Below are 26,822 nucleotides of genomic sequence, written 5' to 3'. Positions count from 1 at the left end.
GATAATAATCCTCATTAATTATCAATAATCCCCGGTCTGTTTTTTGAGGTTTGTGACACGCTTCGTTTTTACGGCGCAGGCGCTTGAGTGCAGTAGCCTATTGATTTACTTGACGGTCGGGCGCCCAACTATGTTGTTGAACACCTGCGCTTAGAATTCCGGACTTCGGTTGCGATTTAACTATCTGAAATGAGGACATGCCCATGGACCGCTTCCAGGAAATGCAGGTCTTCGCTGCCGTCGCCCAGGAACAGAGTTTTTCGGCGGCGGCGCGGCGTTTGGGGCTGTCGGCGGCCAGCGTCACCCGAGCGGTGGCGGCGCTGGAGAAACGTATTGGCACGCAACTGCTCACGCGTACCACGCGCAGCGTGTATTTGAGCGAGGCCGGTCAGCGATATCTGGAGGACTGTCGGAGAATTCTCGCCGAGGTGCAGGAAGCCGAGGACTCGGCCGCGGGCAGCCATATCCATCCTCGTGGGCAACTGACCATCACCGCACCGGTTTTGTTTGGCGAGCTGTTTGTCACGCCGCTGATGGTGAGCTACCTGACGCAATTCCCCGAGGTCTGCATCAATGCTCTGCTGGTGGACCGGGTGGTGAGCGTGGTCGAGGAGGGCGTCGATGTGGCCATTCGCATCGGCGAGCTACCCGACAGCAATCAGCATGCGATCCGCGTGGGTGAGGTGCGGCGGGTGATCTGTGCATCGCCACAGTTTCTGGCCAGCCATGGTCGGCCCAGGCATCCACAGGAACTGGCTCAGGCGCCGATTATCGCGACCTCTGCTATTGGCCAACTGAGGAGTTGGCCATTCATCGAGGACGGCGAAACCTTGAGTGTCCGGGCAGAACCGCGACTGGTGGTGACGGCAAATCAGGCGGCCATCACGGCAGCCTGTCTGGGGTTGGGCTTCACGCGGGTGCTGTCTTATCAAGTCGCGAGCAAGGTGGCCGCCGGTGAACTGGAAATCATTCTGGCCGACTTCGAACTGCCGCCGTTGCCCATCCATGTGGTCTATCAGGGCGGACGCAAAGCGCCGGCCCGTGTGCGCAGTTTTGTTGATTTCGCGGTGAAGACGCTGCGTGAGCATCCGGCGCTCAAGCGTTGAATTATTTCACCTGCTGAAATAATGGATTGCGTTGGTTGGTGATTCTGTTGTTTTGGATGTGAGTAGAAGATACGACCCATCTCTCTCCTGAACAGCACCACTGACCCGAGGTGTCGACCATGCAAGCGATCAAACTCTACAACTTCCCACGTTCCGGCCATGCTCATCGTGTCGAGTTGATGCTGTCCCTGCTGAAATTGCCGACCGAATTGATCTTCGTTGACCTCGCCAAGGGCGAACACAAGCAACCGGCGTTTCTGGCGCTCAATGCATTCGGCCAGGTGCCGGTGATTGATGACCAGGGCGTGGTGTTGGCCGACTCCAACGCGATTCTGGTGTATCTGGCGCAAAAGTACGGCAACGGTCGCTGGCTGCCGGCTGATCCCGTAGGGGCCGCCAAGGTCCAGCGCTGGTTGTCGGTGGCTGCCGGTCCGATTGCCTTCGGCCCTGCCCGGGCAAGATTGATCACTGTGTTTGGCGCGCCTTACAACGCTGCAGAAGTGATTGCCTATGCCCATACCGTGCTCAAAGTGATCGATCACGAACTGGCCGATACGCCGTATCTGGCCGGCACTGATCCGACGATTGCCGACGTCGCCGCCTACAGTTACATCGCCCATGCGCCCGAGGGCAATGTGTCGCTGGACGAGTACGCCAACATTCGCGCCTGGCTGGCCCGCATCGAAGCCTTGCCGGGTTTTGTCGGCATGCCGCGCACTGTCGCCGGCCTGCAAAAAACCGCCTGATGCTGGCGGCCCGCTATTGCCGGGCCGCCCCGTTCTGCGCCAGTGGCGCAAGGGAGCAGCCGTATGGACCGTTCACCCTGGCATGCCGGCGAGAAACAACTGCAGGCGCATGTGGGCGTTGCCGAACGAATGGAGATCTTCGGTCGTAAGGTGATTCGCCGCGAGATGCCGGACCAGCACCGCACCTTCTATCAGCAATTGCCGTTCATGCTGTACGCAGCGGTGGATGCCGACGGTCATCCCTGGGCCAGTATCCTTGAAGGGCAGCCCGGTTTCGCCCACTCGCCAGAACCTGGCTTGCTGCAGTTTCGCAGCCTGCCGGCCTTTGATGATCCCGCGCAGTTGAACGACGGCTCGGCCATCGGCCTGTTGGGCATCGAGTTGCACACCCGCCGCCGCAACCGCATCAATGGGCATGTCCTCGCCATGACCACGGATGGTTTCGCGGTGACGGTGGATCAGTCCTTCGGCAATTGCCCGCAGTACATTCAATTGCGCCAGTTTCGCTCGGTGCCGCTGACCGATCCTTCGACGCGTGTCGCTGAGCATTTCAACGAACTGGATGCCGCGGCCAAAGCCATGATCGCCGAGGCCGACACGTTCTTCGTTGCCAGTTATGTGGACGTCGACAGTGAACGTTCGGTGGATGTTTCTCACCGCGGCGGTCAGGCCGGTTTCGTACAGGTGGAAGGCAATCGCCTGACCATTCCGGATTTCGCCGGCAACCTGCATTTCAACACCTTGGGTAACCTGCTGCTCAATCCCCGGGCCGGATTGTTATTCATCGATTTCAATACCGGTGATTTGCTGCAGCTCAGTGGGCGCACTGAAATCATCCTTGATGGTCCTCAGGTCGAGGCGTTCCAGGGAGCCGAGCGCCTGTGGACAATCGATGTCGAGCAGGTGGTACGTCGCCCCGCCGCCTTGGCGTTGCGCTGGCGTTTCGACGGTGTTTCACCCACCAGTTTGCTCACTGGCACCTGGGAGCAGGCCAAGGCGCGTTTGCAGGCCAAGGCCCTGGGCGATCAATGGCGGCCGTTGCGGGTGGCGCGGATTGAAGCGCAAAGCCACAGCATTCGCTCGATTTACCTGGAGTCCGCCGATGGGGCCGGGTTGCCACTGTTCCAGGCCGGGCAGCATTTGCCCCTGCGCTTCAACATTGACGGCGATGTGCAAATCCGCACGTACAGTTTATCGAGCGCGCCGTCCGATGATTTTTTCCGCATCAGCGTGAAGCGTGACGGGCGGGTGTCTACGCATTTGCATGAGCAGATTCGTGTTGGTGACCTGTTGGAAGCACGGGCGCCACAAGGGCATTTCACCGTGGCGCCCCATGAGCGTCGGCCATTGGTGTTGCTGGCGGCCGGGGTGGGCATCACGCCGCTGTTGTCGATGCTGCGGGAGGTGGTTTACCAGGGATTGCGCACCCGCAGCATCCGGCCGACATGGTTCATCCAGAGTTCGCGCACACTGGCTGACCAGCCGTTTCGCCGGGAGCTGGATCGCTTGCTCGAAGACGCCGGTGACGCAGTGCGGGTGGTGCGTTTGCTCAGTCAACCGGAAGCCGAGGCGATACAAGGAGAGGACTTCGACCTCAGTGGACGGATCGACGTCGCGCTGCTCAAGGATCTACTGACTGTCGAGGACTACGATCAGCTGGATTTTGTCGTCTGTGGCCCCGGTAGTTTTACCCAGGCGCTGTACGACGGCCTGCGCGAACTGGACATTCGCGATTCGCGGATTCATGCCGAAACTTTCGGCCCGTCGACCTTGCGCCGGCGTCCGGACCCCGATGCGCTGGTCATCGAGCAACTGCCAGCCGCCACCACGTCAGTGCCCGTGGTGTTCCAGCGCTCGGCCAAGGAGGCGCGCTGGCAGCCGGAGGGCGGTAGCTTGCTGGAGTTGGCGGAAAGCCGTGGCCTGCGTCCGGAATTCAGTTGTCGCGGCGGCTCCTGCGGCACCTGCAAGACGCGCTTGATCAGCGGTCAGGTGCATTACCCACTGCCGCCAGCGGAGGTGCCGGATGACGGACAAGTGCTGATTTGCTGTGCGATTCCGGCGCAGGGAGCGCAGCCGTTGGTGCTCGATATCTGAAGGTAGATTGCAGGCCAACATTGCCCGGCGGTCGATGGCTGAGTAGGGTAGGGCAGAACGAACAAGGGCCGCAGAGGCCCTTTCTGCATTTCAGGAACAGGCGTTTCAATGGTTTTTTTCACTCGCTCGATGGTCTTGCTGATGGCGCTGGCGCTCACCACCGGTTGCGAAAGACAGGATGCACCGCCGCTGGATCAACAGCTTTACGTCTGGCAGCGGCAGTGGACGCCGGCCCACGACGCTGCCCTCAGGGACAGCCGCGCCGATTTTTCGACGTTGCGGGTGCTGGCCTTGCAGGCCTTCCCCAATGCCGGATGGAGCCGTGCCCGAATTGATTCGGTATTGCTCAGGCGCGACGGTCGGCCGGTAATTGCAGTGGTTCGCCTGGATGGGCAGCTCAAGGCACTGGATCAGGAGGATGTCACCGCGCAGATCCGCCAGGTAATCAGCGATTGGCAGGGGCAAGGGTTGAACCTCGCTGGCGTGGAAATCGACCACGATGCGGGTAATGCCCGGCTACTGGCGTACCGCGAGTTTCTCGCGCATTTGCGGGCAGCGTTGCCGACTTCGCTGCCGCTGAGCATCACCGCGTTGCCGTCCTGGCTCGACAGTCGTGAACTGCCGGCGCTGTTATCCACAGCCGACAGCAGCGTGTTGCAGGTGCACGCGGTGAGCGATCCGCGTCGCGGCTTGTTTGATGCCGATCAGGCCCGGCAATGGGCGAAGGCCTGGAGCCGCATCACGACAAAACCGTTCTATCTGGCGCTGCCGGCCTATGGCGTGGCGTTGCTGCCGTCGGCGGGCGGCGCGCCGGTGGTGGAAAGCGAAGTGACGCTGGAGCGCGAAGGCCTGCGCCGGGAATTACTCGCCGATCCGCAGTCATTGCGCACCCTCGGCACCGAGTTGCGTGCCGATCCACCCCAACATCTGGCGGGCCTGATCTGGTTTCGCCTGCCATTGGCCAACGACCGGCGGGCCTGGAGTTTGACCACCTTGCGCGCCGTGGCGCGTGGTGATGCCCTCGACAGTCAATTGAAACTGCAACTCTCGGCCGACAATGGCCTCTATGACATCGGCATCAGCAACCAGGGCAATCTCGACAGCGCCTGGCCCGAACGCCTGACACTGGCGGTCAGTGGCTGTGAGGGGGCCGATGCCTTGGCCGGTTACGCGTTGCAACAGAGCCCGGATCTGCTTACCTTCACCCGCCTGCGCGATGGCCGAATACCGGCCGGCGGACAGCGTGCCATTGGTTGGGCTCGCTGCGCACACATTGATCAAGGAGGTTCGAATGTTCACCCGTAACTGGCCGCGTCATTTGCTTTGCTTAAGCCTCAGCCTGCCGCTGGGTTCGGCGCTGGCCTGCGGCCCGGACTTCCCCATGCGCCTGCTGGATAACCGTGGCCAGTCGCTGGCGGAACTGCCGGAAGGCAACTTCAGCTTCGAAATCAGCCGTCTCGGCCACGCCATCAACGGGTTGAAGAATGTCACCGCTGGCGCCAACTACGCGGATGAACCTGACCTTGTAGCGCAGCGGGATCAGGCCGAGCAGGTGGGACTTTCCGCTGAGCAACAAGTGTTGGTGAAACACCTGCGCAGCCTGACCGATGCCCGCCAGGTTGAAACCCAAGGGGCGCAACTGCCGTCCGAACTCAAGTTGTACCTGGCCGGTGCCGTGGCATTTGCCGCGGGTGATCCTGCCTTGGCCGCCGGGTATTTCAAGAAAGTGCTGGCCTTGCCCGCAGAGCAACGGGCTTCGCGCAGTACCTGGGCGGCTTATTCGCTGGGGCGCGCGTTGTTCGCCATGAGCGTCGAAGCCGATGCGGCCCCGGATCTGCTCGAACAATCCCGAAAGGCCTTTGAGCAAACCCGGCAACTGAGCATCGACGGCTTCAGCGATCCACTGGAGCTGGGTGTTGCCAGCCTCGGCGAAGAAGCCCGGGTGGTGCGCACCGCCGGCGACTGGAACCGCGCCATCGAGCTGTACGCCACGCAAAAGCTGCACGGCTCCGCGGTGGGCTACGAATCGCTGAAGTTGTTGATGGCGGACTTGATGACGCTGCCGGAGGATCAAGTGGCCGAGTTGCTCAAGGGGCAGCCAGTGCAGCAATTGGTGACCGCATCGCTGATCAGCCGCTTGGGCTGGTCGTTCGGCGATCAACCGCCAAACGAACAAAAAATGATCAAGCTGCTGCAAAACAGCACTCGCGGCAGTCTCGAAAACGCCGACCGCCTGGCGGCGATGAATTATCAACAGGGCGATTACGCCAGCGCCAAGGCCTTTCTCGAACATGCCGGCGATGGCGGGTTGGCTTGGTGGTTGCGGGCAAAACTGGCGGTGCGCGAGGGTGATAAAACCGCGGCCGCCGCAGCCTATGCCAAAGCGGCCCAGGCCTTCCCGCAGAATGAATCCTGGGGCGAGCGACGGACCCCGGACTACGATTACGAAACGCTCCAGCCCAAATGCCGGGTCGAGGGTGAAAGTGCGATCCTGGCCCTGCAACGCGGGGATTACCTGCAAGCCTTCGATCAGCTGTATCGCAGCCAAAGCATTTACTGGTTCGACGCCGCCACCGTTGCCGAGCGCGTGTTGACCCTTGAAGAACTCAAGCACTACGTCGACACACAAGTGCCGGCCCCGCCGCCGCTCAGCCAGCAGGAGCGCGACAACTACGTGCCGTTGCCGGTGGCGGCGAGCCTGCGCAATCTGCTGGGGCGGCGTTTGTTGCGCGAGGGGCATTATGAGGAGGCGCCGGCGTACTTCGATAACGTCGATTTGCAGAACAAGGCCAAGTCGTATGCCATTTTGCGCAAAGAGGCCGACGCCGCTTGGTGGCCGACGACGCGGGCGGCAGCCCTGTTTAACTCGGCTGTCGTCGCGCGTAAGGCGGGAATGGAGATTCTCGGTTACGAAATGGCCCCGGACTTCGCCACGTTTGATGGCAACTACGTGCTCGACAGCGCGGAACTGAAGGTCGGCCCGCTGGTGGCCGCAGACGAAGTGAAGCGCCAGCAGGCCAGCGTTGCTCAGCCCGATGAGCGTTATCACTATCGTTTTGTGGCCACGGCATTGGCCAGCCGTGCGGCCGACAATTTGCCTCACACCAGCCAGGCCTTTGCGGCAGTGCTGTGCGCGACGGCAGGCTGGAACAGCAGTCTTGAAGAAGAAAACGCTTTCTACCAGCGTTATGTCAAAGAGGGGCCGTACGTGGATTGGGCGTTCCATTTCGGTCATCAGTGCCCGTATCCCGACTTCCAGAACGCCGACAAGCGCTACGTGACTCAGGTTACCAATGCCGTGCGTTCAGCGCTGCGGCCGTACAAGAAGCCGCTGCAGTATGGCGGCGTGATTGTGGTCACGGCGGCGGCATTATTCCTGATCAATCGCCGGCGCAAGGCGCAGTAAGGCTCAAGCCTGTTGCACAAAGGTCAGCCGCACGGCGAAACCGATCAACAGGCTACCGAATAACCATTGTTGCAACCGTTGGGCTGAGGGGCTGCGTTGCAGCCACCGGCCGAGTGCCGCGCCGACCAGGGCGTATGCGCTGTCGAACAACAAACCGACACCGACCAGCACCACGCCCAACGTCGCAAATTGCCCGAGCACCGGCCCGGCCTGTGGGTTGATGAATTGCGGTAGCAGCACCGAGCAGAACAACAGTGCCTTGGGGTTGAGCAGGTTGGTCAACAGTCCGCGTCGGATGGCTGCGCCCCAGCGCAGTTTTTCGCCGGTTGTGTCGGCGCTGGTCAAGCTCGGCAGCATCGTGGTTCGCAGGCACTGAATGCCGATCCACAGCAAGTACGCGGCGCCTGCCAGGCGCACCACGTCGAAGGTCCAGGGAGCCGCCTTGAACAGTGCCGCCAACCCCAGCGCAGCCAATGCCACGTGACACCCCCGGGCGATGCCCAACCCCACGGCCGTGGCCAGCGCGGCGCCTTTGCCCTGGCGGGCACCGGTCTGCAACAGCAGGATCATGTCAGGCCCCGGCAGGAGATAGACCACTGCCAGAGCCATGAAAAACACCCAGAGTCCTTCCATGTTGCACCCCATTCGTTGTCGATTCGGTCGTGCCAGTCTAGGGCTGGAGGGCGGGGCAGGTGCTTGCGTTGTCAGCTTCTATCGGGCTCTGTATTGGCATAATCTGTCACTTTCTTTTGCATGAACCATCTGGATCTGCCAAACCATGAAACTCGACGCCTACGACCGCAAGATTCTCGCCGCGCTGCAACGGGATGGCCGCCTGAGCAATGTGCAACTGGCAGACGAGATCGGCCTGTCGGCGTCACCTTGCTTGCGGCGGGTGCGGATGCTTGAAGAAGCTGGGGTTATTCGCGGCTACCAGGCCAATCTGGATCGCGACGAAGTGGGGTTGGGGCTGACGGTGTTTGTCGGGGTCAAGGTCGAGCGTCATAACGACGAACAAGCCGAAGCCTTTCGCCTGGCGGTGACGGCGTTGCCCGAGGTGATTTCGGCGTTTCTGGTTTCTGGGGAGTCGGATTTTCTGTTGCAGGTGGTGGTGCCGGATTTGCGCGCCTATGACCGGTTTCTCACCGGGCGTTTGCTGAAGCTGCCGGGGGTGAGCGACATTCGCAGCAACTTTGCGATTCACACGGTGAAGGCCCCTGGGGTGTTGCCGCTGGAGCATCTGCCGCTGTAGACCGAGTTGCCTGCCATCGCGAGCAAGCTCGCTCCCACAGTGATTGTATGAACACCACAAATCCAATGTGGGAGCGAGCTTACTCGCGATGGCAATAGACCAGGCACCCAAGCCCTTCGGGTCTTACATCTGCGTCGCCATCCCCTCCACATTCATCGCCGCCTGACGCAAGGCCTCGGAACGGGTCGGGTGGGGGTGGCAGGTCAGGGCAATGTCTTCGGCCGAGGCGCTGAACTCCATGGCCACGCAATACTCGCCAATCATTTCACTGACGCTCGGGCCGACCAGATGCACGCCGAGGACTTCGTCCGTGCGTTCATCGGCCAGCACTTTGGCGAAGCCTTCGGTTTCGTGGTTGATCTTCGCCCGGCTGTTGGCAGTGAAGGGAAACTTGCCGACCTTGTACGCCCGGCCTTCAGCCTTGAGCTGCTCTTCGGTCTTGCCGACGCTGGCCAGCTCCGGTCTGGTGTAGACCACACTGGGGATCAGGTCGTAGTTGACCTCGCCAGCCTTGCCGACGATCTGCTCGACGCAGGCCATGGCTTCGTCCTCGGCCTTGTGGGCGAGCATGGGACCTGAGGTCACGTCACCAATCACCCAGACCCCGGCGGCTTCGGTGCGATGCCCTTTGTTGGCGAGCATGCCGCGCTTGTCCGTGGCGAGGCCGACGTTCTCCAGGCCCAGGCCCTGTGTATAAGGTCGGCGCCCGATGGCAACCAGCACGTAATCGGCTTCCAGCAACTCGGCGGTACCGCCTGCGGCAGGCTCGATGCTGAGCTGCACGCCGGTGGCGGAGGTGGTGGCGCTGGTCACTTTCGAACTCAGCTTGAAACTCAAGCCTTGTTTGCTCAGGGAGCGCTGCAGGGTTTTGCCGGCTTCGATGTCCACGCCGGGGCAGATCCGTTCGAGAAACTCGACCACCGTTACCTGCGCTCCAAGGCGGCGCCAGACCGAACCCAGTTCCAGGCCGATAACGCCGGCGCCGATCACCACCAGATGTTTGGGCACCTCGGTCAGTGCCAGGGCGCCTGTGGAATCGAGGATGCGTTTGTTATCGATGTCTACACCGGGCAGGGGCGTGGGCTCGGAACCGGTGGCGATGATGATGTCCTTGGCGCTCAGTTCGGTCTTGCCGCCGGCGCTATCGGTCACCGTGACTTTGCCCGGTCCGTCGATGTGGCCCCAGCCTTTGATCCAGTCGACTTTGTTTTTGCGGAAAAGAAACTCGATGCCCTTGGTCAGCCCGGTAACGCTGTCATCCTTTTGCTTCATCATCTGGGCAAGGTTGAGGCTGGGTTTGACGTCGATCCCCAGGTTGGCGAACTCCGCACCCATGGCCGCGTCGTACAGTTCGGAGGCATGCAGCAACGCCTTGGATGGCATGCAACCGACGTTCAGGCAGGTGCCGCCGAGTGTGGCGCGTCCTTCCACGCAGGCCGCCTTCAGACCCAGTTGTCCGGCGCGGATCGCTGCGTTGTAACCGCCGGGGCCTCCGCCGAGTATCACGACGTCATAAGTGCTCATGGATGTACTCCTGGATCGAAAGGGGAAGGGATGGGTAAAAGTAGTTCCTGGATAAAATTACGAACGTAATATGTGCGTTCTGCCGCATTTCGGTCAAGGCTTCAGGTAAGCGACAGGTTGGGCATCTTTAGATAGCGCGCTTGAATACGGAAATTTCACCATTTTCGTTATATCGTAACGAATTGTCCTGTAAGCGAAGACACTCTGGGGTGGTATGCAAGTCGATCTCGATGTTGATGAAACGCCGTTAGCCGGGTTGCCGCGCTTTCAGCAGGCGTTCATTCAAGGGCGGCGTTTGCGCCAGTTCGCCATCGGTGCGGGCGTACTCGCGACGGTGGGTGTGCTGCTGGCGCTGTTTGCCGGGCTGTTTTCGTCTCAAACACTGTGGCCAGCGTTGTTGCTGAACCTGAGCGCGGCGTCTGTGGTGTTGATGGCGGGTTCGCAATCGGCCTGGTGGGTAGCCCAGTGGCGTGCCCGCGCCATGAATCCCGTGGTGCCGCAGGTCGTTGTCGACGAATCTGTCGTGCCTTCGGGGTGGTATGAACGCTTGCTGGACCGGATCGGCCGGCAATCGCAGCACTTGCTCGGGCAAATCGGCGCGCCGACGTTGTGGCTTGGCGGCTGGGCATTGTTGGCGGTATTGGGCGTGGAACAGGCCTGGAACCTCACGTTGCCCCCGGCAGCGCTGGGCCTGTCGGCCACTGTCGGGGCAGCGTGCTCCTTACTGTTGGCGTTCGGCCTGTTGGTGATGGAGCGCCATCTGGCGCAGGAAAACACCGCGCAATGGCCTGAAGCCGCTACGTTGGCGCAATTGATCCGTGTGGCGATCATCAGCCTGGTGCTCGGTGCTTTTTGTCTGTTGTTTGCCGATGAAACCTCGGTATGGCCTGTACGCCTGGCGGTGTTGATCGGACTGCTGCCGGGGCTGGTGGCGGCAGAACTTTTGCTGCGTGCAGTGTTGTCATTGTTCAGTCCTCGCCGCGAACGCCTTGAGCCGGAGCTGATGGCGCGCAGTTTTGTCGCCGACATGCTGCGCTGGCCACCACAGCCATTGCTGGCGTTGCAGCACGAATTGCATAACCGCTTCGGCATCGATTTGCGGCAGATCTGGGCCTTCACATTCATGCGTCGGGCGTTCCTGCCGGTGCTGGCCGTGGTGTCTCTCGTTGGCTGGTCGCTGACGGGCATTCACGAAATTGCGCTGCAAGGGCGTGGCATCTACGAGCGATTCGGCAAGCCGGTGGAGGTGTTCGGCCCAGGTTTGCATATGGGGTTGCCGTGGCCATTGGGCCGGATGTTGAGCGTCGAGAATGGGGTGGTTCACGAGTTGGCCACCAGTGTTGGCGAAACCTCGGCCCCCGCTCAGGCCGATCCCGCCGAAGGCCCGGCCCCGGCGATTGCCAATCGCCTATGGGACGCCAGTCATGTGAACGACAAATCCCAGGTGATCGCCAGCAGTCGAGCCGACAAGCAGAGCTTTCAGATCGTCAACATGGACGTGCGCTTCGTCTATCGCATCGGCTTGAGCGATGAGGCGGCGTTGGCCGCGACCTATAACAGTGCCGATGTGCCGATGTTGATTCGCAGCACCGCCAGCCGAATCCTGGTTCACGACTTCGCCTCGCGCACCCTCGACGGTTTGCTGGGTGAGGACAGGGTAGGGCTGGCCGAAGAAATCGGCCGCGCCGTCCAGGCTGATTTGCAAAAACTCGACAGCGGCGTGGAGATTCTCGCCACGGTGGTCGAGGCGATTCACCCTCCGGCCGGTGCAGCCAATGCTTATCACGGTGTGCAAGCGGCGCAGATTGGTGCGCAAGCCTTGATCGCCCGGGAACGCGGCGCCGCTGCCGAGGCCACCAACCAGGCGCAGTTGCAGGCCAGCATCGCCCGCGATCAGGCGACGGCCAGCGCCCGAGAAATCAATGCTGGCGCCCAGGCCGCGGACCTGAAATTCAACGCCGAGCAAAAAGCCTATGCCAGCGCTGGCCAGGCCTTCGTGCTGGAGCAGTATTTCAGTCAGTTGTCCCGGGGTTTGGCCAACGCCAAATTGCTGGTTCTCGATCATCGACTGGGCGGCAGCAGCAATGCGCCAACCATCGACCTCCGTACGTTCACGCTGCCGGTTGACCCTGCGCCGTCGCGTAAAACCGCTCAGCCAGGAGCTGCCAATTGAGCCAGTCCCATACCCACGATCACGATGACCACGCCGGACACGATCACGGCCATGGCGGGCATCATCACCACGGTCACCACCATCATCACCACGGCGATCCGCAAGAGGCCGGTCCATTCCCATGGCGCCGCATGGGTTGGGCGGCATTGCTGGTGGCGTTTGCGGTCGCAGCCGCGAGTCTGGTGCAGGTGCGTTCGGGAGAAGCCACAGTGATCACACGCTTCGGCAATCCATCGCGAGTCTTGCTGGAACCGGGGCTGGGCTGGCGCTGGCCGGCACCGTTCGAGGCGGCGATCCCGGTGGATCTGCGGCTGCGCACCACGTCCAGCGGTTTGCAGGACGTGGGCACCCGGGACGGATTGCGCATCATCGTTCAGGCCTACGTGGCGTGGCAGGTGCAGGGCGATTCGGACAATGTGCAACGTTTCATGCGCGCGGTGCAGAACCAGCCCGATGAAGCCGCGCGGCAGATTCGCACCTTTGTCGGCTCCGCACTGGAAACCACCGCTAGCAGTTTTGATTTGGCGAGTTTGGTGAATACCGATGCCAGCCAGGTACGCATTGCCGATTTCGAAGCACAACTGCGCAAGCAAATCGATCAACAGCTACTCACCACTTATGGCGTGCGCGTATTGCAGGTCGGTATCGAACGATTGACGCTGCCTTCGGTGACGCTCACCGCGACCGTCGACCGGATGCGCGCCGAGCGTGAAACCATCGCCACTGAACGCACGGCCATTGGCAAGCGAGAAGCCGCGCAAATTCGTTCTGCCGCCGAACGTGATGCGCGAATTGTGCAGGCCGACGCCACAGTAAAAGCCGCGGATATCGAAGCACAATCACGGGTTGAAGCGGCGCAGATTTACGGTCGCGCCTACGCGGGATCGCCGCAGCTTTACAACCTGCTGCGTTCGCTCGACACCCTGGGCACGGTGGTGACACCCGGGACCAAACTGATTCTGCGCACCGATGCCGCACCGTTCCGGGTGTTGGTTGACGGTCCGCCGAGCCTCGACAACAAGTCCGGATCGCAGCCATGAGTTTGGTTCCACGTGGAACAAATGAGTTGAGCAGCCCCTGGATTCAGGCCGGGCGTTTGGCGTTTCTCGCCCTGTACGCGGTGACGGTGTTGGCGGCATTGGCTTGGGCGTTTTCCAATGTGCGGCAGATCGATCCGCAAAATCGTGCGGTGGTTTTACATTTTGGTGCGCTGGATCGCATTCAGAATGCCGGGCTGTTATTGGCCTGGCCGCAACCGTTCGAGCAGGTGATTTTGTTGCCGGCGGCGGATCGGGTGATTGAGCGTCGAGTGGAAGGTCTGTTGCGCAGTGGTGCCGCGATGCAGGCAGATCGCGTGGCCAGTTTTGCCACGCCCATCAGCGATGCCCTCGCAGGGTCCGGCTATCTGTTAACGGGGGATGCCGGAGTGGTGCAACTCGATGTGCGGGTTTTCTACAAAGTCACCGAGCCCTATGCGTTCGTGCTTCAGGGCGAACACGTGTTGCCGGCGCTGGACCGACTGGTGACCCGCAGTGCGGTCGCGCTCACGGCCGCACGGGACCTGGACACCATTCTGGTCGCTCGTCCGGAGTTGATCGGCGCCGATAGCCAGGCGGCGGAAAGACGCGAGCGCTTGCGGGGTGATCTGGTGCAGGGCATCAATCAACGGCTGGCCGAACTCACTGCAACTAGGCAAGGCTTGGGGATCGAAGTGGCGCGGGTCGATGTGCAATCGAGTCTGCCCAGTCCTGCGGTGAACGCTTTCAACGCGGTACTGACGGCCAGCCAGCAAGCTGATAAGGCTGTCGCCAATGCACGCACCGAAGCGGAGAAGTTGACGCAGACCGCCAACGAGCAAGCCGACCGCACGTTGCAGGTGGCCCATGCCCAGGCGAGTGAACGACTGGCCAAGGCGTCGGCTGATACGGCCACCGTGTTGAGCCTGGCCAAGGCACAACAGCAAGGTACCGACCCGCAAATGCTGCTGCGTATTTACCGCGAGCGGATGCCGAAAATTCTCGGTCAGGCCGGATCGGTCACGACGGTTGATCCCAAAGACGATTCCCGCCTGATCATTCAGGGAGCTGCACAATGACCGCTCAAACCGCCGCCGCACCGAGCCTGTTGTCTTCGGCCGAACAGCGTCGTGCCGCGCGCCAGTTGACCCTGGCCATGCTCGCATTGGGCCTTCTCGCGCTGGGCTTGATCTGGCGTTGGCTGGCGCCGGAGCAGACTGGCGTCAGTCAGCTGCTGCTGGGTTTTGCCTCGTTGCTGGTCGCCGTACCGGTCATGCGCTCGGCCTGGTACAGCTTGCGATATCCGAGCCTGCACGGCATCACTGATCAATTGATTGCCCTGGCCATGCTGGGTGCCTGGGCCACCGGGGATCTGCTGACGGCGGCGCTGTTGCCGATCATCATGATCTTCGGCCACGTGCTGGAGGAGCGCAGCGTGATCGGTTCCCAGGAGGCAATTCACGCCCTCGGCAAACTGACCCGCAGCCACGCACGCAAGGTTCAGGCGGACGGCTCCATCATTGAAGTCGACAACGGCACACTCAAGGCGGGCGATCTGGTCGAGGTGCGCGCCGGTGACCGGGTGCCGGCGGATGGCCGGGTGTTATCCGGTCAGGCCAGTCTGGACACCGCCTCCATTACCGGCGAATCGGTGCCGATGGAGGCAGGCGTCGGCATGTCGGTGTTCGGCGGGGCGATCAACCTCGATGGCCTGCTGCGAATCGAAGTGACCCGCACTGGCCATGAGTCAACCCTCGGCAAAGTCATCGCCCTGATGCAAAACGCCGAGCGCTCGAAACCTCCGATCACTCGACTACTGGAGCGTTACGCCGGCAGCTATATGGTGTTGGTGTTGCTGCTGGCGGCCGTGACCTGGTTCATCACCAACAACGCTCAAGCGATGCTCGCGGTGTTGGTGGCGGCCTGTCCTTGTGCGTTGGTGTTGTCGGCACCGGCCACCGCGATTGCCGGAGTGGCAGTGGCAGCGCGTCACGGCATTTTGATCCGCAGTTCCGCGTTCCTTGAAGAGTTGGCAGACCTCACCTCGCTGGTAGTCGATAAAACCGGGACGCTGACATTCGGCACCTTACGTCTACAATCCATCGACAGTCCGCTGGAGGATCGCAGCCATGTCCTGAAGCTCGCCGCCAGCCTCGGATCGGCCAGCAGTCACCCGGTCAGTCGTGCGCTCGCGGGGTTGGTGACCCAGGAGCATTTCCTGCTGCTTTCTGACATTCGTGAACGCCAGGGCCTGGGCGTGGTGGCGATGACCGGGCAGGGTGAAGCGGCGCTCGGTCGGCCGGAGTTGTTCGCGCAACTGGGCATCAGCACATCGGCGGTGCCCGATCACGACGGTCCGATTGCCGGGTTGGCACTCAACGGGGAGTTTCTTGCCTGGCTGTTGCTGGCCGACAGCGTCAAACCCGAGGTGCAGTTTGCCTTGGGTGAGTTGCGTGATCTGGGGTTGGGCCGCCAGTTGTTGCTCACCGGTGATCGGCACAGCGTCGCGCAAACGCTCGCCCGGAATGTCGGGATCAGTGACGTCGAAGCGCAAGCCCTGCCCGAAGACAAACTCAACCGCGTGCTCAAAGAGATCGACAGTGGCTTCCGGCCGATGGTGGTCGGCGATGGCATCAACGACTCCCTGGCCCTCAAGGCTGGCGTGGTCGGTGTGGCCATGGGCGCCGGTGGCGCAGACATCGCCCTGGCATCGGCGGACATCGTGCTGATCGGCAGTGACCTGCGCCGCCTCGGCACCTGCGTGCGCCTGAGTCGGCAGTGCCGCCAGACATTGCAGGTGAATGTGATCATCGGACTGGGCTGGACCCTGGCCATCGTGGCCTTCGCCGCATTCGGCTGGCTTGGCGCTGCCGGGGCGATGATTGCGGCGTTGCTGCATAACCTCAGCACCTTGTTGGTGTTGGGCAATGCCGGTCGTTTGCTGCGGTTCCAGGAGCCGTTGCTCAAACTCAAGGACGAAGCCTGAAGACGAATGCTCTAAACCGGGTAATCACGGGTTTCAACTTTTTAGAACTGTGCGCCCGGTTCGTAGTCATTGAAGATGAGGGCACATCATTTTTGTGCGTTCGCGGCGGCAGGTGTAGGCGTCGCGAATCATTGAAATCGGCTATTAATTCGATAGCCAGCTATTTTTCAAAGATGGTCTACCCTCTGTTTAGACGTCTGAAACAAGGGGGATTCTCCATGCTCGCGCATCTTCCACCGGCCTTACAGAATCTGCAATTACCGCTTCGCCTGAGACTCTGGGATGGCCATGAATTCAATCTGGGGCCGACGCCCAGTGTCACGATTGTGGTCAAGGACCCGCAAATGGTCACCCAGTTTACCCATCCGAGCCTGGACGCCCTTGGCGCTGCTTTTGTCGAAGGCAAACTGGAACTCGAAGGCTCCATCAGCGATGTGATCCGTGTCTGCGATGAATGGAGCCAGGCGTTGCTGGATGAAAACGACGACAATCAGCCGGTTCGTAGCGCCCATGACAAAGAGATGGACGCCAAGGCGATTTCCTACCACTACGACCTTTCCAACGCGTTCTATCAGCTGTGGCTCGACAGCGACATGGCGTATTCCTGCGCTTATTTCGAGACCGGCAGTGAATCCCTGGAACAAGCCCAGCAAGCCAAGTTCCGTCACCTGTGCCGCAAGCTGCGCTTGCAGCCTGGCGAATACCTGCTGGATGTGGGTTGCGGTTGGGGCGGATTGGCGCGTTTTGCGGCGCGAGAATTTGGCGCGAAAGTGTTCGGTATCACCCTCAGCAAGGAGCAGTTGGCCCTGGCCCGGGAACGCGTAAAAGAGGAGGGCCTGGAAGACCTGGTCGAACTGCAACTGCTCGATTATCGCGATCTGCCGCAGGATGGCCGTTTCGACAAAGTGGTCAGCGTCGGCATGTTCGAACACGTCGGCCACGCCAATCTTGCCGAGTACTGCAAGACCCTGTTCGACGCGGTGAAAGAGGGCGGCCTGGTGATGAACCACGGGATCACCGCCAAATACACCGATGGCCGTCCGGTGGGACGCGGTGCCGGTGATTTCATCGGGAAATATGTGTTCCCCAACGGCGAGCTGCCGCACCTGTCGATGATCTCTGCCGAGATCAGTGAGGCGGGGCTGGAAATCGTCGATGTCGAGAGTTTGCGCCTGCACTACGCTCGCACGCTCGATCACTGGAGCGAACGCCTGGAGGACAATCTCGAGGCGGCCTCCAAACTGGTGCCGGAACAGGTCCTGCGCATCTGGCGGCTGTACCTGGCCGGTTGCGCTTATGCGTTTGCCCGGGGCTGGATCAACCTGCATCAGATTCTCGCGGTGAAGGCCCACGCCGATGGCAGTCATGAACTGCCATGGACCCGTGACGATATCTACCTCTAGAGAATCGGTGAAATAAGCCGGGCGACCCGCATGCCGACCTGTTGGACGCGGCGGGTCTCCCGGCCTTCTTCTTTGGCGATTTCGTGGGCGCTGGCAAAGTCATCGTTGAGCATCTGTTCCACCTTGGCGGCGAACGCGCGGTCGACGGTCAGCAACATCACTTCGAAATTCAGCCGGAACGAACGGTTGTCCATGTTGGCGCTGCCGATGGCGCTGATTTCGCTGTCGATCAATACCACTTTCTGATGCAGGAACCCGGGTTGGTAACGGAACACCCGCACACCGGCGCGTACCGCTTCGAAGGCGTAGAGGCTGGAGGCGGCGTAGACGATTCGATGGTCTGGCCGGGAAGGCAACAGCAGACGCACATCCACACCGCGCAGTACTGCCAGGCGCAAAGCAGCGAATACGGCTTCGTCGGGGATGAAGTACGGGCTGGTAATCCAGACCCGCTCGGTCGCCGCGTGGATGGCTTCGACAAAGAACAGTGAACAGGTTTCGTAGGCGTCTGCCGGCCCGCTGGCGAGCAACTGGCACAGCACACCGTCTTCCGGATAAACCTCGGGCAGGATCAGTGGCGGCAGGGCACGCGCCACCCAGAACCAGTCTTCGGCGAAAGACTCCTGCATGCACGCCACCACCGGGCCGCGCACTTGCACGTGGGTATCGCGCCAAGGGGCCAAGGGTGGTTTCTCGCCCATGTATTCGTCACCGACGTTGTGCCCGCCGACGAAGCCGAGAATGCCGTCCACCACCACGATCTTGCGGTGGTTGCGGAAGTTCACCTGAAAGCGATTGAGCCAGCCACTGCGGGTGGCGAAGGCTTTGACCTCGACCCCGCCATCACGCAAGGCCTGCACGTAGCCGTGGGGCAGGGAGTGGCTGCCGATTCGGTCATACAACAGGTAAATCGCCACGCCTTCGGCGGCTTTCTTCAACAGCAGGGTTTGCAGACGTTGGCCGAGGCGGTCGTCGTGAACGATGAAAAACTGGATCAGCACGGCTTCTTTCGCCTGGCTGATGGCGTCGAAAATGGCCTCGAACGTGTCATGACCGTTGATCAACAGACGCATTTGGTTGTTGGCCAGGCAGGGCATGTGTCCGAGCTTGGGCATCGCTCTGAGTGAGGCGTATGCAGAAGAAGCGCGGGCGGTGAGCGCCTCTTCTACCCAGGATCGCCAGTTGAGTTCGGAAACAGCCTTGCGCATTTCTTCGTTGGCCTGCCGCCGTGCCTTGATATAGCCATCGAAGGTGCTGCGGCCGAACATCAGGTATGGGATCAGCGTGAGGTAAGGGATAAAAAACAACGACAGGGCCCAGGCGATCGAGCCTTGGGCGGTACGGACGGTCAACACGGCGTGTATGGCCGCGATCATGCCCAGCGAATGCAGCAGGGCGATGGTATAACCGAAAATATGCGGTCCGAAATAATCCATGGGGGCTGCCTTGCTCCTGAAGATTCAGTGCTTAACAGACCATGTTCCGTGCAGAATGTCGCTAATTAATTGGCCCATGAACCGAAGCCTGCGGCTGACGTCTAACGGCCACTACTGATCAGGAGTTACTCGATGAACGTTCGTCTGCTGGGTTTGGCCATGGCACTGGGTTTGGCACTTCCTGTGGCGGCTCACGCGCAAATGCTGCAGCCGGGATTGTGGGAGCTGACCACGAGCAACATGAAGGTCGATGAGCAGAATATGCCGGACCTGCAATTGATCCTCGGTCAGCTCCAGAGCCAGATGACCCCTGAGCAGCGTGCAATGCTGGAAAAACAGGGCATCACCATGGGCGGTAAAGGGATCCGGGCGTGCCTGACCCCGGAACAGGTCAAGACCGACAACATTCCGTTGACCGATCCGCAGTCGGGCTGCAAGCAGGAAATCACCGACCGCTCCGGCAATCAGTGGAAATTCCGTTTCAGTTGCCCGAAAGCCCAGGGTGCGGGCGTGGCGACATTCATCAGTGATCGCGAGTTCACCACCAAGGTCAGCGGGATGTTCAACGCCACCGGCATTCAGCAGAAGGGCAGCCTGGAATCCCGCGCTGTCTGGCTGGGGCAGGATTGCGGCACGGTCAAGCCAAGAGCTTAAAAGCTTCGCGAGCAGGATCGCCCCACATTGATTGTGTGTCGATCACCAATCCCCTGTGGGAGCGAGCCTGCTTGCGAAAGCGTCCATTCAGCCACCCTGAATCCCCGGCCGACTCAACCATTCACACGCCGCCTCGACAGCCATCCGGCCAAAATCCTCCCCCGTGCGGCTGCGCACACTGACAAATCCCCCAGCCTGTTCTTTCTCGCCAACCACCACCAGGTACGGCACGGTCTGGCTGTGCTGGCGAATCTTGTAGCGGACTTTTTCGTTCCGCAGGTCGGCCTTGGCGCGCACGCCCCGTTGGCGCAAGGATTCGGTCACCGCTTGTGCATAAGTCGCCTGGCGGTCATCCATGCTCACGACGACCACGTGGGGTGGAACGCGCCACTGTTGCAGTTCCTGGTGGCTGGACCAGCATGTGCCGTAGATCCGTTGTTGCAACGTGCCGCTGATGTGATCGAGGGCAAACGCCTGCAAGACTTTGGTGGTGGGGACATGCGGTCCATGGCTCTGGTATTCGGTGTCCCCCAGACGATACAGCGGTACTGCTTCGCGCGGTGATCGACGACGGATCGAGTGATTGGTCGCGGCCAGTGACTGCATGCGCGCTTCGATGAGGGGCAGGTCCGCCGGGGTCAGCGGTTGGTCGACTGCAAACTCGTAAAAGAAACCATCGCCCAATTCCTTTCCCGCACGCATTTGCGCATGAGGGTGGAGTTGCTTGACCGCCATGGCCAGCATCAAGGCACAGGAGCGGCGCAGGATCTCCAGGCCGTCCGGCTCCCGGGGGGTGACAATACTGACCCGGGCATCCGCCTCGATCATGTATTCGCAGTCCACCAGTACACCATTGACTCGGCCCGCTACGGCCGCACTGGCCAGTTCCGGGCCGATGCTGGCGGCTACCTCGTGCACGGACAGTGGCTGGTCGTATTCACGCAATGAACCATCGGGCAGGGTGATCTGGATCATGGTCGGCGTACTCACGTGCTTCTAACGAGCGTTATCGCATAAACCGTAGGGGTAAACCCTGGCAGCTGTCATTAAGACGTTTGTCGTGCCAGGCAAGTTGCCCCGACACGATCGTGGTGCTGACACTGTGCCGAAAGCTCCGGCGGGCGAAGGGTGTCCAGCCGCATTGCGACAGGATCGTTTGCGTGGAAACGGCAATGCCGCCGGGTTAGGGCTTGATCAGCACCAGATCTGCCCAATAGCCTTCTCGAAGATAACCGCGATCGGGAATGGCGAACAGATCCGCGACACGGTGGCTGGTTTTGGCCACCAGCGTAGTGATCGGCTGCATGTCGCCTGAGTCATCGACTTCGTCAGCGCGGATCACCGCATAGGGTCCGACGAACACGTTCTCGCCGATCACCACTTTGCCGCAGATGATCGCCGTCTCGTCGACGTAGGCCGACTCGGCAATCAGCGGTAAATCTCCAGAGGGGTTCTTGCGGATCATGGCTTGCTCAACGCGTTGTACAGGGTGTTGAGGTTGTACTCGAATAACCCGGTGAAGGTGCTGGCCGGACCGCTCGCCGCGAGGGCATCGGAGTACAGCGTGCCGCCGATCTGCGCGCCGCTTTCATCGGCGATCTGCTTGAGCAGGCGCGCGTCCTTGATGTTTTCCATGAGCACGGCTTTGACCTTGGCCTGACGAATCTGGATGATCAGTGCGGCCACTTCGGCGGCGGAAGGTTCGCGCTCGGTGGACAGGCCTTGAGGCGCCATGAACTCGATGCCGTAGGCTTGGCCGAGATAACCGAAGGCGTCATGGGACGTCACGATCTTGCGGTTGCCCGGTGGCAGTGAGCCGAGTTTGGCCTTGGCTTCGGCGAGCAGGGCGTAGACTTGTTTCAGGTACGCCTTACTGTTGCGCTCATAGTCGGCGGTGTTCGCCGGGTCGGCGGCGATCAGCGCCTTGGTGATGTTGGCAATGTACAGCTCGGTGTTCGCCAGGTTATGCCAGGCATGCGGGTCGGGAACGGTTTCACCGTCTTCATCCAGGCTGCGCGGTATGACTCCGTGGCTCGCGCTGATGACTGGCGCCTGGGTCTCGGAGCTGGTCACCAGGCGATCCAGCCAGGGCTCGAAACCCAAGCCATTTTTGATGATGAGTTTGGCTTTGAGCAGCGCCTTGGCGTCGTCCGGTGTCGGCTCGTACGTGTGGGCATCTGCGTCCGGGCCGACCATGTTGGTGATCTGGATGTGATCCTTGCCGACCTGGCGGGTCATGTCGGCCAGGATGCTGAAGCTAGTGACCACCTGGAGTTTTTCGGCGGCAGACAGTGACATCGACACCAACAAACTGAACAGCACGAGTAAAGCGCGCATCGGTTAACACCTCATCGGGATGTGAGCAAAGGCGGGCGGCGCAGCAAGCCGTGCACCGGCCCGAACACCACGGACAACAGATACCCACCGCCAGCCACCAGCACGATTGCCGGGCCACTGGGCAGCGAGTAATAGAACGAGATCAATAAACCGAGCCACACCGAAAGGCTGCCGAGCAACGCGGCGACGACGATCAGCACCGGTAGGTGGCGACTCCAGAAACGCGCCGCGGCGGCAGGCAACATCATCAAACCGACCACCATCAACGCGCCGATGGCCTGGAAGCCGATGACCAGATTCAACACCACCAGCGTCAGGAACACGCCGTGGGCCAGTGGGCCGAGCCGGCTGATGGTTTGCAGAAAAAGCGGGTCGAGGGTGTCGAGCAGCAGTGGTTTGTAGATCAGTGCCATGGCAATCAGGCTCAGACCCGAGACCCAAAGCATGCCGGTCAAGGTCGGTCCGTCGACTGCCAGCGCCGAGCCAAACAACAGGTGTAACAGGTCCAGGCGTTTGCCGGCGATGCCGAGAATCAGCACACCAATGGCCAAGGAAATCGGGTAAATCGCCGCGAGGCTTGCGTCCTCCCGCAGGCCGGTACGCCGCGTAATCCAGGCCGCAAGGCCGGCCATACTCAGGCCAGCGCCGAGGCCGCCGATGGTCAACGCCGGCAGGCTCAACCCGGCAAACCAGAAGCCCAGGGCCGCACCGGGAAGGATGCCGTGGGCGACGGCATCGCCGATCAGGCTCATGCGTCTGAGGATCAGAAATACGCCCAATGGGGCCGTGCTACACGCCAGGAGCAAACCACCGAGCAGCGCCCGACGCATGAAGACGAACTCGTGGAACGGTTGCCACAGATGCGCAGCAGCGATCATCAGGCCACCTGCGCTTGTGGTGCTTGGCGGATCAGTTCGGTGCTCGGGCCGAATACGCAACCACTGCTTTTGATCAGCAACGTGTCTGGGATGTGCTCGCGGACAGCGGCGAGGTCATGGCACACGACCATCAGTGTCCGGCCTTCGAGGTGCCAATCCTGTATGTGTTTCCAGAGCAATGTCTGACCGAGTTCATCAAGGGCCGCGTGGGGTTCATCGAGCAACAGCAAGGACGCGTCGGTCAGGCTCAATCGGGCGAGCAGGGCACGTTGCAATTCACCGCCGGAAAGGGCTATCAAGGGTCGATCTTCCAGGCCGTTCAGGCACCAGTTTTCGAGGACGGTTTTCAGTCGCTGGCTACGGATCTCCGGTGACTGTTTGTTGCCCCAGAAACCGGCGGCGACCAATGCCTGAAGGCTGATCGGAAATTGCCTGTCCAGGTGTTGTTGCTGAGGCAGGAACGACACACCGCCCTTGAGGGGAACATCCAGTCGCACCTTTCCGGCCAACGGTTTTTGCAAGCCAGCGATGACCTTCAACAGGCTGCTTTTGCCAGAACCGTTCGCACCGATGATGGCGGTCAGGCTGCCCTTCGGCAGTTCGAAGTCTAGCGCTGGCGTGAGTGGCTGACCCGGTGCGCCCCAGCGCAATGCGTGGCAGGCAATCATGCGGCCTCCCAGTTGAAACGGCTTTCGGCTACGGCGTCATGGGCATGCAGGCTTTCGGCGTGGATGACACGAATGTGGAAGGCGTTGATACCCGTAGAGCGTTTCAGGGCCAGATTCAAACGGCGCGCGGCGTCTTCGCAGAACATCAGGTTCTGACCATTGGCCAGGGCGAAGGCTTGTTCGTCGGCGCGTTTGACCGCTGTTTGAACGGCTGTGCCGAGAGCGGCTTCGGCGTCGTTGATGACGGCGATCAGAGGCAATTCATCCAGGAAATCAGCCAGCCGTACGCGCAATTTTGCGCTGCTGCGTTGACTGTGAGGTGTGGCGACTATGCCGTTCGTGGAGCCGAGCCAGGCTAAAACGTCGGCGTGCTGCAATGGCTTGTTGGCGAAGTCATCGACGAATTGTTGCTGAATCAACTGTCGAGAAAGGGCTGCGGAACACGGGCAGGTTGAGGAATAAGGCACATCGATTTTTAGTTCCACGTGGAACATCGCGTTTTTCAAACGTGCTTCGATGGTGACTGGATAGCTTTTCCAGCCAGCCAGTGGACTGATCAGTGCCGGCCTTTTCAGCAACAAATCGGCGTGAAGAGTTAAGTGGGCGCTGCCGGATAGTCCTTCATGGCTCTCAAGAAAACGCTGCAAAACCCGCCGCAATAAAGCGGGTGAAAGGCTTTCCTGCTCCAGCAATTCAAGCGCCAGATAGAGCCGTGACATGTGAATGCCGCGCGCATTGCCATCGTCGAGGCTCACGCCGGCATCGGCTTTTGCATTCAGTCGTTGGCCATCAAACAAAACAGGAAGAGCAATGCCGCACATGCCCACCCACTCCAGTGGCAGGGCTTGGCGTGAGGCCTGCGCGGCGATATCCGGCAGAGTCAGCGCATTCATGAGCAGGTCCATCGTGGGAGTTGATTTGCCATGTTATAGTATAACAATTAAATCGACGATGCCTTTTTCATGAACAGGTTTTCATCATGCGCAGCCACCACATGCTCAGCCTGATTTCACGCCATCAACAGAAAAGCAAAGAGGCTTAACAGCCAGTGATCCGACTGCAGGTGAACTTGGCGCTGCTGCCGCCGGAGCTGGAAAACCGGTTGATCGTGGTCCAGCCGACGCGCCGGTTGTAGCCAACCCAGGCCTCGCCATCGGAAGCGATGCCGGTGAAAAACGTAAGCTGGCCGTAGCGGCTGCTAGTTTGCACCCAATAGCGTTTTCCGGCCGCTTCGAACCCCCGCAGATAGATCGTGCTACCGGCGGTGTTGACGCTGTAGGCGTTGCCATCCGCATCCACACAGGCCAGCAGGTTGGCGCTGCGGGTGCACCTGGCCAGGCTCGGGATCTGGGCCGTCGCGTCGGCAGCCACCAGCAGGGAAAGCATGATCAAAGCAGGTTTCAGGGCGTTGCGCATGGGGGTTCTCACGAAGGGAACGCGTTCAGCATCCAGTCCTTTGTCCTGTTGGGCAAGAGGGGATGGTTTATTTGTGTTGTTATACTATAACATTAAAGTAAGCCCGACACCGCGACCGGGCATCCTTGTGAGGAATATGCAGATGTCCAATCGACTCCCCGTGACCGTTCTCTCCGGCTTTCTTGGCGCCGGAAAAAGTACACTTCTTAATTACATACTACGTAATCGCGATGGATTGCGGGTTGCTGTCATCGTCAACGATATGAGCGAAATCAACGTAGATGGCACCGAAGTCCAGCGCGATGTCAGCCTTAACCGGGCTGAAGAGCGGCTGGTGGAAATGAGTAACGGGTGTATTTGCTGTACGTTACGTGAAGATTTGCTGGAGGAGGTGAGTCAGCTCGCCAGGGATGGCCGCTTCGACTATCTGCTGATCGAATCCACCGGTATTTCCGAACCGCTGCCTGTGGCGGAAACCTTCACCTTCTGCGATGAAAACGGCCAGAGTCTCAACGACATCGCACGTCTCGACACCATGGTCACGGTGGTCGATGGCATGAATTTCCTGCTCGATTACCAGGCCGCCGAAAGCCTGGCTTCCCGAGGAGAAACACTAGGGGAAGACGATGAACGTTCGATTACCGATCTGTTGATTGAGCAGGTCGAATTCGCCGACGTGATTTTGCTCAGCAAGATCGACTTGATCAGCAGCCACCAACGCGAGGAACTGATCGCCATCCTTGAACGGCTCAACGCCCGGGCGGAAATCATTCCGATGTCGATGGGCGAAATCCCCTTGAACAAGATTCTCAACACCGGTCGTTTTGACTTCGAAAAGGCTGCCCAGGCACCGGGATGGTTGCGGGAGTTGCGCGGCGAACACGTGCCGGAAACCGAAGAGTACGGCATCGCTTCCAGCGCTTACCGGGCTCGCCGGCCGTTCCATCCGCAGCGTTTCTTCAACTTCATCGACGGTCCTTGGGACAACGGCAAGCTGCTGCGTTCCAAGGGCTTTTTCTGGCTGGCGAGCAAGCACATGGACGCCGGCAGCTGGTCTCAGGCCGGTGGTTTGATGCGCTATGGCTTTGCCGGGCGCTGGTGGCGTTTCGTACCGAAAAACCAATGGCCACAAGACGAAGAAAGTACCACCGGGATCATGAAAAACTGGACCGCCGACAGCGGGGACTGTCGCCAGGAACTGGTGTTCATCGGCCAGAACATCAACTTCACGCAACTCACGACTGAACTGGACGCATGCCTGCTGACCGATGAGGAAATGGTGCTGGGCGTTGAGGGTTGGGGTTTGTTACCTGATCCATTCGGCCCTTGGTATGAAGAGGCCGCCTGATTCACTACTGGTGCTTCAAGGCTTGAGCCAGATGCCCTGGCTCTGGGCCTCGCAGTACGGCTGCAAATACGCCGCGTCGGTGGCAACGCCGTAATAGTGAATATCCTGTCGGTAGGGCATATTGGCGACTTGGGCGTTGCTGCAGATACCAAATGCGCCGCCGGGGCATTGATCGACATACTGCACCTCGACTTTCTGCCCCACCAGGTTCGGTTGGCAGAAACCGTCGGCGAAGAGTTTTGGCGGGATGTTGCGGTTCTGCTGGCAAACCTGGACATCAAGCCGTTCGCCCTGGCTGTGAACCACACAAGCCTGGGCCAGCGCCTCGCCTGAAACGAGTGCCAGGAGCAACGACAAGCCAATTAACCGCATCCATCAC

At 60.6% G+C, this 26,822-nt stretch carries 23 protein-coding genes and 2 pseudogenes; 13 read left to right on the top strand and 12 right to left on the bottom strand.

Going from position 1 to position 26,822, the window contains the following annotated elements:
• The first annotated feature begins 203 nt into the window (after positions 1-203).
• The 5 genes from AC1D1M_RS12775 to AC1D1M_RS12755 all read left to right on the top strand — a co-directional run bounded on the left by AC1D1M_RS12775 (position 204) and on the right by AC1D1M_RS12755 (position 7,352).
• The gene (locus AC1D1M_RS12775) at positions 204-1,106 is read left to right on the top strand and encodes a LysR family transcriptional regulator (RefSeq protein ID WP_477775895.1); all 903 of its coding nucleotides are present in this window, start codon (positions 204-206) and stop codon (positions 1,104-1,106) included.
• 119 nt (positions 1,107-1,225) lie between these two features.
• A complete protein-coding gene (locus AC1D1M_RS12770) occupies positions 1,226-1,852 on the top strand; it encodes a glutathione S-transferase family protein (protein ID WP_477775894.1) in 627 nt (208 codons plus the stop codon).
• A gap of 63 nt (positions 1,853-1,915) precedes the next feature.
• Positions 1,916-3,946, top strand: coding sequence for a 2Fe-2S iron-sulfur cluster-binding protein (locus AC1D1M_RS12765; protein ID WP_477775893.1), 2,031 nt, complete (start codon positions 1,916-1,918; stop codon positions 3,944-3,946).
• A gap of 108 nt (positions 3,947-4,054) precedes the next feature.
• Positions 4,055-5,251, top strand: a complete 1,197-nt coding sequence (locus AC1D1M_RS12760) for a DUF3142 domain-containing protein (RefSeq protein WP_477775892.1) — start codon at positions 4,055-4,057, stop codon at positions 5,249-5,251.
• The gene (locus AC1D1M_RS12755; RefSeq protein WP_477775891.1) at positions 5,238-7,352 is read left to right on the top strand and encodes a hypothetical protein; all 2,115 of its coding nucleotides are present in this window, start codon (positions 5,238-5,240) and stop codon (positions 7,350-7,352) included. The genes AC1D1M_RS12760 and AC1D1M_RS12755 overlap by 14 nt, the downstream gene beginning before the upstream one ends.
• A gap of 3 nt (positions 7,353-7,355) precedes the next feature.
• On the opposite strand, the gene AC1D1M_RS12750 is transcribed toward AC1D1M_RS12755, so the two are convergent.
• A complete protein-coding gene (locus AC1D1M_RS12750) occupies positions 7,356-7,985 on the bottom strand; it encodes a LysE family translocator (RefSeq protein WP_477775890.1) in 630 nt (209 codons plus the stop codon).
• 145 nt (positions 7,986-8,130) lie between these two features.
• Between AC1D1M_RS12750 and AC1D1M_RS12745 the strand changes: the two genes are divergently transcribed.
• Entirely contained in the window at positions 8,131-8,604 is a 474-nt protein-coding gene (locus AC1D1M_RS12745) for an Lrp/AsnC family transcriptional regulator (RefSeq protein ID WP_057712676.1), read from the top strand.
• Between the two features lie 123 nt (positions 8,605-8,727).
• Here AC1D1M_RS12745 and lpdA read toward each other — a convergent pair whose 3' ends face one another.
• Positions 8,728-10,128: a dihydrolipoyl dehydrogenase gene (gene lpdA, locus AC1D1M_RS12740; RefSeq protein ID WP_477775889.1), complete on the bottom strand. Its 1,401-nt coding sequence runs from the start codon at positions 10,126-10,128 to the stop codon at positions 8,728-8,730.
• A gap of 214 nt (positions 10,129-10,342) precedes the next feature.
• On the opposite strand from lpdA, the gene hflK (AC1D1M_RS12735) reads away from it, so the two are divergent.
• The 5 genes from hflK (AC1D1M_RS12735) (at position 10,343) to cfaB (ending at position 17,706) form a co-directional block, all read left to right on the top strand.
• Positions 10,343-12,301, top strand: coding sequence for a protease modulator HflK (gene hflK, locus AC1D1M_RS12735; RefSeq protein WP_477775888.1), 1,959 nt, complete (start codon positions 10,343-10,345; stop codon positions 12,299-12,301).
• On the top strand, positions 12,298-13,341 hold the full coding sequence (gene hflC, locus AC1D1M_RS12730; RefSeq protein ID WP_477775887.1) for a protease modulator HflC: 1,044 nt from the start codon (positions 12,298-12,300) through the stop codon (positions 13,339-13,341). The genes hflK (AC1D1M_RS12735) and hflC overlap by 4 nt, the downstream gene beginning before the upstream one ends.
• Positions 13,338-14,396: a protease modulator HflK gene (gene hflK / locus AC1D1M_RS12725; protein ID WP_477775886.1), complete on the top strand. Its 1,059-nt coding sequence runs from the start codon at positions 13,338-13,340 to the stop codon at positions 14,394-14,396. Before hflC ends, hflK (AC1D1M_RS12725) begins: the two co-directional genes overlap by 4 nt.
• Positions 14,393-16,303: a cation-translocating P-type ATPase gene (locus AC1D1M_RS12720; protein ID WP_477775885.1), complete on the top strand. Its 1,911-nt coding sequence runs from the start codon at positions 14,393-14,395 to the stop codon at positions 16,301-16,303. Before hflK (AC1D1M_RS12725) ends, AC1D1M_RS12720 begins: the two co-directional genes overlap by 4 nt.
• A 218-nt stretch (positions 16,304-16,521) precedes the next feature.
• Positions 16,522-17,706, top strand: coding sequence for a C17 cyclopropane fatty acid synthase CfaB (gene cfaB, locus AC1D1M_RS12715; protein WP_477775884.1), 1,185 nt, complete (start codon positions 16,522-16,524; stop codon positions 17,704-17,706).
• On the opposite strand, the gene cls is transcribed toward cfaB, so the two are convergent.
• Positions 17,703-19,142: a cardiolipin synthase gene (gene cls / locus AC1D1M_RS12710; RefSeq protein WP_477775883.1), complete on the bottom strand. Its 1,440-nt coding sequence runs from the start codon at positions 19,140-19,142 to the stop codon at positions 17,703-17,705. The two genes, cfaB and cls, sit on opposite strands and share 4 nt — an antisense overlap.
• Positions 19,143-19,274: 132 nt before the next feature.
• Between cls and AC1D1M_RS12705 the strand changes: the two genes are divergently transcribed.
• Positions 19,275-19,796 carry a DUF3617 domain-containing protein gene (locus tag AC1D1M_RS12705; RefSeq protein ID WP_477775882.1) on the top strand — a complete coding sequence of 174 codons (522 nt, stop codon included), beginning with the start codon at positions 19,275-19,277 and terminating at the stop codon, positions 19,794-19,796.
• A gap of 87 nt (positions 19,797-19,883) precedes the next feature.
• Here AC1D1M_RS12705 and AC1D1M_RS12700 read toward each other — a convergent pair whose 3' ends face one another.
• The 8 genes and pseudogenes from AC1D1M_RS12700 to AC1D1M_RS12665 all read right to left on the bottom strand — a co-directional run bounded on the left by AC1D1M_RS12700 (position 19,884) and on the right by AC1D1M_RS12665 (position 25,095).
• Entirely contained in the window at positions 19,884-20,771 is an 888-nt protein-coding gene (locus tag AC1D1M_RS12700; protein ID WP_477775881.1) for a His/Gly/Thr/Pro-type tRNA ligase C-terminal domain-containing protein, read from the bottom strand.
• Between the two features lie 31 nt (positions 20,772-20,802).
• A pseudogene (locus tag AC1D1M_RS12695) lies at positions 20,803-21,096 on the bottom strand (dihydroorotase); the annotation flags it as partial.
• Positions 21,091-21,261, bottom strand: a pseudogene (locus AC1D1M_RS12690) (carbonate dehydratase); the annotation flags it as partial. The pseudogenes AC1D1M_RS12695 and AC1D1M_RS12690, both read right to left, overlap by 6 nt.
• Entirely contained in the window at positions 21,258-22,133 is an 876-nt protein-coding gene (locus tag AC1D1M_RS12685; RefSeq protein WP_477775880.1) for a metal ABC transporter substrate-binding protein, read from the bottom strand. The gene AC1D1M_RS12685 and the pseudogene AC1D1M_RS12690, both read right to left, overlap by 4 nt.
• An 11-nt stretch (positions 22,134-22,144) precedes the next feature.
• On the bottom strand, positions 22,145-23,011 hold the full coding sequence (locus AC1D1M_RS12680; protein WP_477775879.1) for a metal ABC transporter permease: 867 nt from the start codon (positions 23,009-23,011) through the stop codon (positions 22,145-22,147).
• Positions 23,011-23,679: a metal ABC transporter ATP-binding protein gene (locus AC1D1M_RS12675; RefSeq protein WP_477775878.1), complete on the bottom strand. Its 669-nt coding sequence runs from the start codon at positions 23,677-23,679 to the stop codon at positions 23,011-23,013. Before AC1D1M_RS12675 ends, AC1D1M_RS12680 begins: the two co-directional genes overlap by 1 nt.
• A complete protein-coding gene (gene folE2 / locus AC1D1M_RS12670) occupies positions 23,676-24,572 on the bottom strand; it encodes a GTP cyclohydrolase FolE2 (RefSeq protein ID WP_477775877.1) in 897 nt (298 codons plus the stop codon). Before folE2 ends, AC1D1M_RS12675 begins: the two co-directional genes overlap by 4 nt.
• A 145-nt stretch (positions 24,573-24,717) precedes the next feature.
• On the bottom strand, positions 24,718-25,095 hold the full coding sequence (locus AC1D1M_RS12665) for a glutamine synthetase (RefSeq protein ID WP_477775876.1): 378 nt from the start codon (positions 25,093-25,095) through the stop codon (positions 24,718-24,720).
• A gap of 142 nt (positions 25,096-25,237) precedes the next feature.
• Between AC1D1M_RS12665 and zigA the strand changes: the two genes are divergently transcribed.
• Positions 25,238-26,443 carry a zinc metallochaperone GTPase ZigA gene (gene zigA, locus AC1D1M_RS12660; RefSeq protein WP_477775875.1) on the top strand — a complete coding sequence of 402 codons (1,206 nt, stop codon included), beginning with the start codon at positions 25,238-25,240 and terminating at the stop codon, positions 26,441-26,443.
• Positions 26,444-26,458: 15 nt separating this feature from the next.
• Here zigA and AC1D1M_RS12655 read toward each other — a convergent pair whose 3' ends face one another.
• A complete protein-coding gene (locus tag AC1D1M_RS12655; protein ID WP_477775874.1) occupies positions 26,459-26,815 on the bottom strand; it encodes an NADH:ubiquinone oxidoreductase in 357 nt (118 codons plus the stop codon).
• Between the last annotated feature and the right edge of the window lie 7 nt (positions 26,816-26,822).

This window comes from Pseudomonas sp. P1_F7, assembly GCF_056405655.1.
This window is presented reverse-complemented; position numbering and strand designations above follow the sequence as displayed.

Coding starts and splice junctions, on each gene's coding strand:
- AC1D1M_RS12765 (WP_477775893.1), top strand. CDS start 1,916: ATGGACCGTTCACCCTGGCATGCCGGCGAGAAACAACTGCAGGCGCAT.
- AC1D1M_RS12685 (WP_477775880.1), bottom strand. CDS start 22,133: ATGCGCGCTTTACTCGTGCTGTTCAGTTTGTTGGTGTCGATGTCACTG.
- zigA (WP_477775875.1), top strand. CDS start 25,238: ATGTCCAATCGACTCCCCGTGACCGTTCTCTCCGGCTTTCTTGGCGCC.
- AC1D1M_RS12750 (WP_477775890.1), bottom strand. CDS start 7,985: ATGGAAGGACTCTGGGTGTTTTTCATGGCTCTGGCAGTGGTCTATCTC.
- AC1D1M_RS12755 (WP_477775891.1), top strand. CDS start 5,238: ATGTTCACCCGTAACTGGCCGCGTCATTTGCTTTGCTTAAGCCTCAGC.
- AC1D1M_RS12720 (WP_477775885.1), top strand. CDS start 14,393: ATGACCGCTCAAACCGCCGCCGCACCGAGCCTGTTGTCTTCGGCCGAA.
- hflK (WP_477775888.1), top strand. CDS start 10,343: ATGCAAGTCGATCTCGATGTTGATGAAACGCCGTTAGCCGGGTTGCCG.
- cfaB (WP_477775884.1), top strand. CDS start 16,522: ATGCTCGCGCATCTTCCACCGGCCTTACAGAATCTGCAATTACCGCTT.
- AC1D1M_RS12665 (WP_477775876.1), bottom strand. CDS start 25,095: ATGCGCAACGCCCTGAAACCTGCTTTGATCATGCTTTCCCTGCTGGTG.
- AC1D1M_RS12770 (WP_477775894.1), top strand. CDS start 1,226: ATGCAAGCGATCAAACTCTACAACTTCCCACGTTCCGGCCATGCTCAT.
- AC1D1M_RS12745 (WP_057712676.1), top strand. CDS start 8,131: ATGAAACTCGACGCCTACGACCGCAAGATTCTCGCCGCGCTGCAACGG.
- hflK (WP_477775886.1), top strand. CDS start 13,338: ATGAGTTTGGTTCCACGTGGAACAAATGAGTTGAGCAGCCCCTGGATT.
- folE2 (WP_477775877.1), bottom strand. CDS start 24,572: ATGAATGCGCTGACTCTGCCGGATATCGCCGCGCAGGCCTCACGCCAA.
- AC1D1M_RS12700 (WP_477775881.1), bottom strand. CDS start 20,771: ATGATCCAGATCACCCTGCCCGATGGTTCATTGCGTGAATACGACCAG.
- AC1D1M_RS12760 (WP_477775892.1), top strand. CDS start 4,055: ATGGTTTTTTTCACTCGCTCGATGGTCTTGCTGATGGCGCTGGCGCTC.
- AC1D1M_RS12775 (WP_477775895.1), top strand. CDS start 204: ATGGACCGCTTCCAGGAAATGCAGGTCTTCGCTGCCGTCGCCCAGGAA.
- AC1D1M_RS12705 (WP_477775882.1), top strand. CDS start 19,275: ATGAACGTTCGTCTGCTGGGTTTGGCCATGGCACTGGGTTTGGCACTT.
- AC1D1M_RS12680 (WP_477775879.1), bottom strand. CDS start 23,011: ATGATCGCTGCTGCGCATCTGTGGCAACCGTTCCACGAGTTCGTCTTC.
- AC1D1M_RS12655 (WP_477775874.1), bottom strand. CDS start 26,815: ATGCGGTTAATTGGCTTGTCGTTGCTCCTGGCACTCGTTTCAGGCGAG.
- cls (WP_477775883.1), bottom strand. CDS start 19,142: ATGGATTATTTCGGACCGCATATTTTCGGTTATACCATCGCCCTGCTG.
- lpdA (WP_477775889.1), bottom strand. CDS start 10,128: ATGAGCACTTATGACGTCGTGATACTCGGCGGAGGCCCCGGCGGTTAC.
- AC1D1M_RS12675 (WP_477775878.1), bottom strand. CDS start 23,679: ATGATTGCCTGCCACGCATTGCGCTGGGGCGCACCGGGTCAGCCACTC.